Source organism: Desulfurella sp. (assembly GCF_049977265.1).
Taxonomy (GTDB): domain Bacteria; phylum Campylobacterota_A; class Desulfurellia; order Desulfurellales; family Desulfurellaceae; genus Desulfurella.
This window is the reverse complement of record NZ_JBMFGQ010000064.1, coordinates 1-5,219: the sequence shown is the minus strand read 5'-3', so window position 1 is coordinate 5,219 and position 5,219 is coordinate 1. Positions and strand designations below refer to the sequence as shown.

Annotated in this window: 6 protein-coding genes; 1 reads left to right on the top strand and 5 read right to left on the bottom strand. The window is 31.8% G+C overall.

Features of this window, described 5'->3' with window-relative positions:
- The first annotated feature begins 96 nt into the window (after positions 1-96).
- The gene (locus ACP5FO_RS08380; protein WP_428157371.1) at positions 97-558 is read left to right on the top strand and encodes a tRNA (cytidine(34)-2'-O)-methyltransferase; all 462 of its coding nucleotides are present in this window, start codon (positions 97-99) and stop codon (positions 556-558) included.
- Here ACP5FO_RS08380 and queA read toward each other — a convergent pair.
- The 5 genes from queA to ACP5FO_RS08355 form a co-directional block, all read right to left on the bottom strand.
- Positions 547-1,572, bottom strand: a complete 1,026-nt coding sequence (gene queA / locus ACP5FO_RS08375) for a tRNA preQ1(34) S-adenosylmethionine ribosyltransferase-isomerase QueA (protein ID WP_428157370.1) — start codon at positions 1,570-1,572, stop codon at positions 547-549. The genes ACP5FO_RS08380 and queA overlap by 12 nt on opposite strands.
- On the bottom strand, positions 1,569-2,012 hold the full coding sequence (locus tag ACP5FO_RS08370; protein WP_428110737.1) for a PaaI family thioesterase: 444 nt from the start codon (positions 2,010-2,012) through the stop codon (positions 1,569-1,571). The genes queA and ACP5FO_RS08370 overlap by 4 nt, the downstream gene beginning before the upstream one ends.
- A gap of 59 nt (positions 2,013-2,071) precedes the next feature.
- The gene (locus ACP5FO_RS08365) at positions 2,072-4,066 is read right to left on the bottom strand and encodes an elongation factor G (protein WP_428157369.1); all 1,995 of its coding nucleotides are present in this window, start codon (positions 4,064-4,066) and stop codon (positions 2,072-2,074) included.
- 11 nt (positions 4,067-4,077) lie between these two features.
- Positions 4,078-4,617, bottom strand: coding sequence for a hypothetical protein (locus ACP5FO_RS08360; protein ID WP_428110739.1), 540 nt, complete (start codon positions 4,615-4,617; stop codon positions 4,078-4,080).
- Between the two features lie 3 nt (positions 4,618-4,620).
- On the bottom strand, positions 4,621-5,219 hold a 599-nt coding region (locus ACP5FO_RS08355; RefSeq protein WP_428157368.1), incomplete at its 5' end, for a DedA family protein.

Genomic DNA, 5,219 nt, shown 5'->3' with positions numbered 1-5,219 from the left:
ATGGTAGTCTGGGAACGCCCAGGCAAGAGTAGGTACTGCCAGGGGGTTTGAGATAAATTCATGCAAAGAATATTCCTGTTAGATCAATTTAATAACATTTCATTAAATGTCGTTTTGTGCTGTCCTGATATTCCTCAAAATACAGGAAATATTGCAAGGCTCTGTGTAGGTTTGGGTGTAAAACTACATTTGATAAAACCTTTTGGATTTACACTTACAGATAAAAAACTCAAACGTGCAGGCCTTGATTATTGGGAAAATCTTGATCTTATAATTTATGATTCTATAGAAGATTTTTTTCAAAAAAATAGCAATATTAACTTTTATATAGCTACTACGAAAGCAAAACTTAGTTATTATGAAGTTAAATATAATATTGGCGATTTTTTAATGTTTGGATCTGAGACAGGCGGTTTTCCATATGAGTATATAAGCAAATACTTTGATAGATGTATTAATATACCAATGAAATCTACTGTAAGATCACTTAATCTGTCAAATTCGGTGGCAATTGTATTGTATGAAGCACTAAGACAGATTATGTATTCAAATAACTAAAAATGCATCACCATAACTAAAAAACCTGTATTTTTCTTCAATAGCTTTTTTATAGCAAAAGTGTGTATCTTCTATGCCGATAAGAGCTGCAACAAGCATTATGAGTGTTGATTTAGGTAAATGAAAATTTGTCAATATATTATCAACTGTTTTAAATTTATAACCAGGGTAAATAAAGATATCTGTTTTAGCAGAAGTTGGTTTAATATAACCTTGAACATTTGAGGCACTCTCTAATGCTCTAACAACGGTAGTTCCAACTGGTAAAATATTTCGGTTTTCAAGTTTAGCTTTATTGTATATTTGTGCTGTTTTTGCCGATATTTCAAAATATTCTTCATGCATTTTATGCTCTTGTATATTTTGAGTTTCAACGCTTTTAAATGTACCAAGTCCAACATGCAAAGTGATATAGGCTATTTGAACTCCTTTTTGTTTAATTTGATCAAGCAAATTACTGGTAAAATGCAAACTGGCAGTAGGTGCTGCAATTGAACCTTCAATTTCAGCAAAAACAGTTTGATAATACTGTTTATCTAAAGCATCAAATTCTTTGTTTTTTCTTTTAATATAAGGTGGAAGCGGCATAGAACCTATTTCATAAAGATATTCTCTAATATCATTAGTGGTGTCAAATTTTATAATTTTTTTTTGCCCATTTGTTTGTATAATTGTAGCTTTTAGATTTTTGGCAAGGTTGATTTTTGTATCATGTTTTATTTTTCCTTTTATAAAACAATAATATGTATTTTTTTCAATTTGTTCAATAAGCAAAATACCAATAGTACCACCACTTTCTTTTTTTGCAGATAGTTTTGCAGGTATTACTTTGGTATTATTTAGTACTATTAGACCACCTGGAGATAAGAATTCTATAATATCTTTGAATAGTTTATGTGAAATACTTTTATTTTTTTTGTTATATACAAAAAGTCTGCATTCATCTGGCGGAATGTGAGGTTTTTGGGCTATAAGTCCTTTTGGAAGATCATAATCAAAAGTATCTAAGTTCATTGAACTATATAAAATGTCCCTAAACCAACAGCTACTATATCTTCACTGTCGTCTATTACTAGACATTGGGCAACGATGGTTGTAGAGCCAAGATGTAGAATTTTAGTCTGAGTCTTTAATTCACTATCGCTTGTTGCTTTTGTAAAATTTACTTTTAACTCGAGTGTGTATATTTTTTTATCTATGCCAATAGTTTTAAAAATTTCAGCGCCAAGTGCTATATCTATAAGACTACAAATAGCACCGCCATGCACCACTCCATATATGTTTTTGTTATTTATACCTGGCTTTAAAGTAACATTTTCATTTCTTTTTATGCCAATTAATTTGTCAAAATAGCGTATATGTGAACTATCTAAATTTTTTACTATTTCGCTTAAGAAATCTATTTCCTGACTGCTTGCATTATTAATAAATTCAATAAGATCCTTTTTACTCACAAGTAAAGATTATAATAATTTAATCTTAAAAATCAATAAAAAGGGTCATTAAAGACCCTTTAGTTTTCTTGAGATTTGGCTGACTCAATAATTTTTTGTGCTTTTTGAGCCGGTACTTCTTCGTAGCCATAAAATTTTGTTCTAAAAAAGCCTCTACCGGATGTTAAGGAACGTAGCGTAGGCGCATATTCTAAAATTTCTGCTTCAGGTATCAAAACCACAACTTGTTTAAAATTATGTCTTTTCCCATATGTTTCCATTTTGAGCATCTTGCCACGTCTTGCATTAATGTCTCCTATTATGTCGCCTACATTTTCTTCTGGCACAAAAACTTCCATTTCAAGAATTGGCTCTAAAAGTGTTGGTTTGCATTTTTGTACACCTTCTTTGAATGCCATTGAGCCTGCCATCTGAAATGAAAAATCACTTGAGTCAACAGGGTGATACATGCCATCTATGAGCTTAACTTTAATATCTGTTATGGGATATTCTGCCAGCGGTCCTTTTTCCATAGCAGATTTTACGCCTTTTTCAACTGATGGTATAAATTGACGAGGTATTGCGCCACCTACTATCATGTCAACAAATTCAAAGCCAGCACCTCTTGGCAGAGGTTCTATTTCTATTGTCACGTCCCCAAATTGTCCATGACCTCCCGTTTGTTTTTTAAATCTTGCCTTGTGTGTAGTTTTTTCTTTTATAGTTTCTTTGTATGCTACTTTTGGTAGTTTTAGCTTAATGTCGAGTCCAAACTTTTTTAGACGAGAAACTACCACTTCTAAGTGGTTCGCACCCATCCCTGTTAAGATAAACTCATTTGTTTCTATATTTTTCTTAAATGAAAGTGTAGGATCTGACTCTAAAATTTTACCCATATATGTAGAAATTTTTTCATCATCGTTTTTCGATGAACCATATACAGCATAAGAAATAAAAGGTAGTGGCATTTTTACAAACTCAACTGGCGTATCTTTTTTGTCATTTGATAATGTGTCGCCCGTTTGTGTATATTTTAATTTGGCTACTGCAATTATATCTCCTGCTTCAGCTGATGTCATATTTGTAGTGGTTTTACCAATTAAAGTTTGAACAGCTCCTATACGTTCTTCTTGTTCTTTATTCAGGTTGTAATAAACGCTATCTGGCGGAAATTTTCCGCTTAATACCCTAATTAAGCTTAATTTACCAGATTGAGGATCATTGTAGGTTTTAAAAACAAGGCCTTTTGAAGTATTATCTTCATTTTTAGCCGAAGGCAGATAGGTGTTTGCAAAATCAATTAATTTTTGTGTGTTGTAACCAAGAAAAGCACTGCCAACAAGCACAGGTATTATTTTTTGCGATTGAATAGCTTCAAACAAAGTGTTACTAAAAAGTTCCTGGTTAAGTGCGTCTCCAGATAAATAATTCTCAAGCAGTTCGTCTTTTAGAGAAGAAACTTCCTCTATCATTTGCGAATGATAATTGTCTGCTTCGTCTTTTAATTCATCTGGCAAGTTAATTTCTTCTTGGTTGAAATTGTAGGCCTTTAGACTTAATATGTCTATGTAACCAACAGTTTTATTGTCTTTTGTGATGGGTAATTCAAACGCAATGGCTTTAAATAACTCGTTTATTGACTTAAAGGCTTTTTTAAAATCGCTATTTTCTTTATCTATAGCATTAACAAACACCACAAAAGGTTTTTTTTCCCTTTCTAACTCATAATAAAAGCGCTCTGTCTGGGCTTTAACGCCTTCTTGTATGTCTACTACCAAAATAGCGCAATCACTAGCTTTTATACCACAAAGTGCATCGCCAATGAAGTTGTGATATCCGGGTGTATCAATTAAATAAATTATAGAGTTATTGATTTGTATGTTAGCAATAGAAAGTTGTATGGATACTTTTCGCTCCATTTCTTCGCTATCAAAATCCATTGTTAAATTACCCTTTTCTGTTGAGCCTTTTCTTGTAATTTTTTTATTTACAAACAGTATATCTTCTACAAGCGTACTTTTACCACATCCACCGGCTCCGCATATAGCAATGACTTTTTTATCTACCTCACTCATAATTTTTCCCCTTAAGAAATTGTCTTCTGCCTTAAATCGAGGCAGTATTGTTTATAATGTTCAAATTTGTTTTCCTTTGAAATAATTTCATTATACCAATTTGTTAACCATTGAGAATATTCAGGGTGATTTTGACTATTCGAGCGTAAAATTTTATTTTGTAGATTGTAGGCTATTATTTGATCTGATACATTTATAGAATCATTTGTCGATACAAAGTGTGCATTTGTGCCATTTATTTTATAAACACCAGGTGCAATTTCTTTTGGATTTAAATAATCTGTCTCATAAAACCCGATAATTAAATGATTAACTACTGTATTGCGAGTAATTGCTCTAAAAAGGATAATAATACTAGAGTATTCATCCTTTGAAACTCTCTGCAGCTTTTCAAATTCTTTAAAACCAATAATACAATCTAGCTTCCCATCTAAGTTGAAACCTTCTGGATATGGACCAGTTTCAAATCCATTTACGCTTGTTGCTCTTGCTACAAATTCGTCGTGCGAATTTGTAGCATAAAACGGGATGCTCAAGATAAGCTTTTCCATAGTTTACCTCCTTTTAGCTTTGTATTTATAAAACATATAAAAAATTAAAATTCCACCAATTAACATAATTATACCAGCTAAACCAAAATACTTTTCAACCTCCTGGAATTGCAAACCTAAAAAATACCCCAAATACACATAAAAGATGCCCCACAAAACGGCACCTAGAGCATCAAAAATAACAAATACAACAAAATTCATTTTTGAAACGCCAGCGACTAACGCAGTAAAACTTCTTAAAAGTGATAAAAACCTGCTAAATAAAACAGATATACCCCCATATTTTTTAAAAAAGTACTGTGTTGGTTTATAGTATTTATCTTTCAGCAATCTTTTTTTGATGATAATGTCTCCAAACAAAGAACCTATAAAATAACTTATCAAATATCCTAAAAAAGCTGCAATCATAACAATAAGCAATAAAGATTCTATTTTTAAGTATCCTCTTTGGGCCATTACGCCAGCTAATACTACTACTGTTTCTCCTGGAACAATGAGGCTTGCAAAAACGACTGTTTCTAAAAATGTAAATACAAATATAAATAACAACCCATATTTTTGAATGTAGCTGGTTAATTCAGATATTTCCATAGTCACCCTTG

Bases quoted from the DNA above. Each gene is read 5' to 3' on its own strand.
- queA (WP_428157370.1), bottom strand. From the start codon at position 1,572: ATGAACTTAGATACTTTTGATTATGATCTTCCAAAAGGACTTATAGCC.
- ACP5FO_RS08365 (WP_428157369.1), bottom strand. From the start codon at position 4,066: ATGAGTGAGGTAGATAAAAAAGTCATTGCTATATGCGGAGCCGGTGGA.
- ACP5FO_RS08360 (WP_428110739.1), bottom strand. From the start codon at position 4,617: ATGGAAAAGCTTATCTTGAGCATCCCGTTTTATGCTACAAATTCGCAC.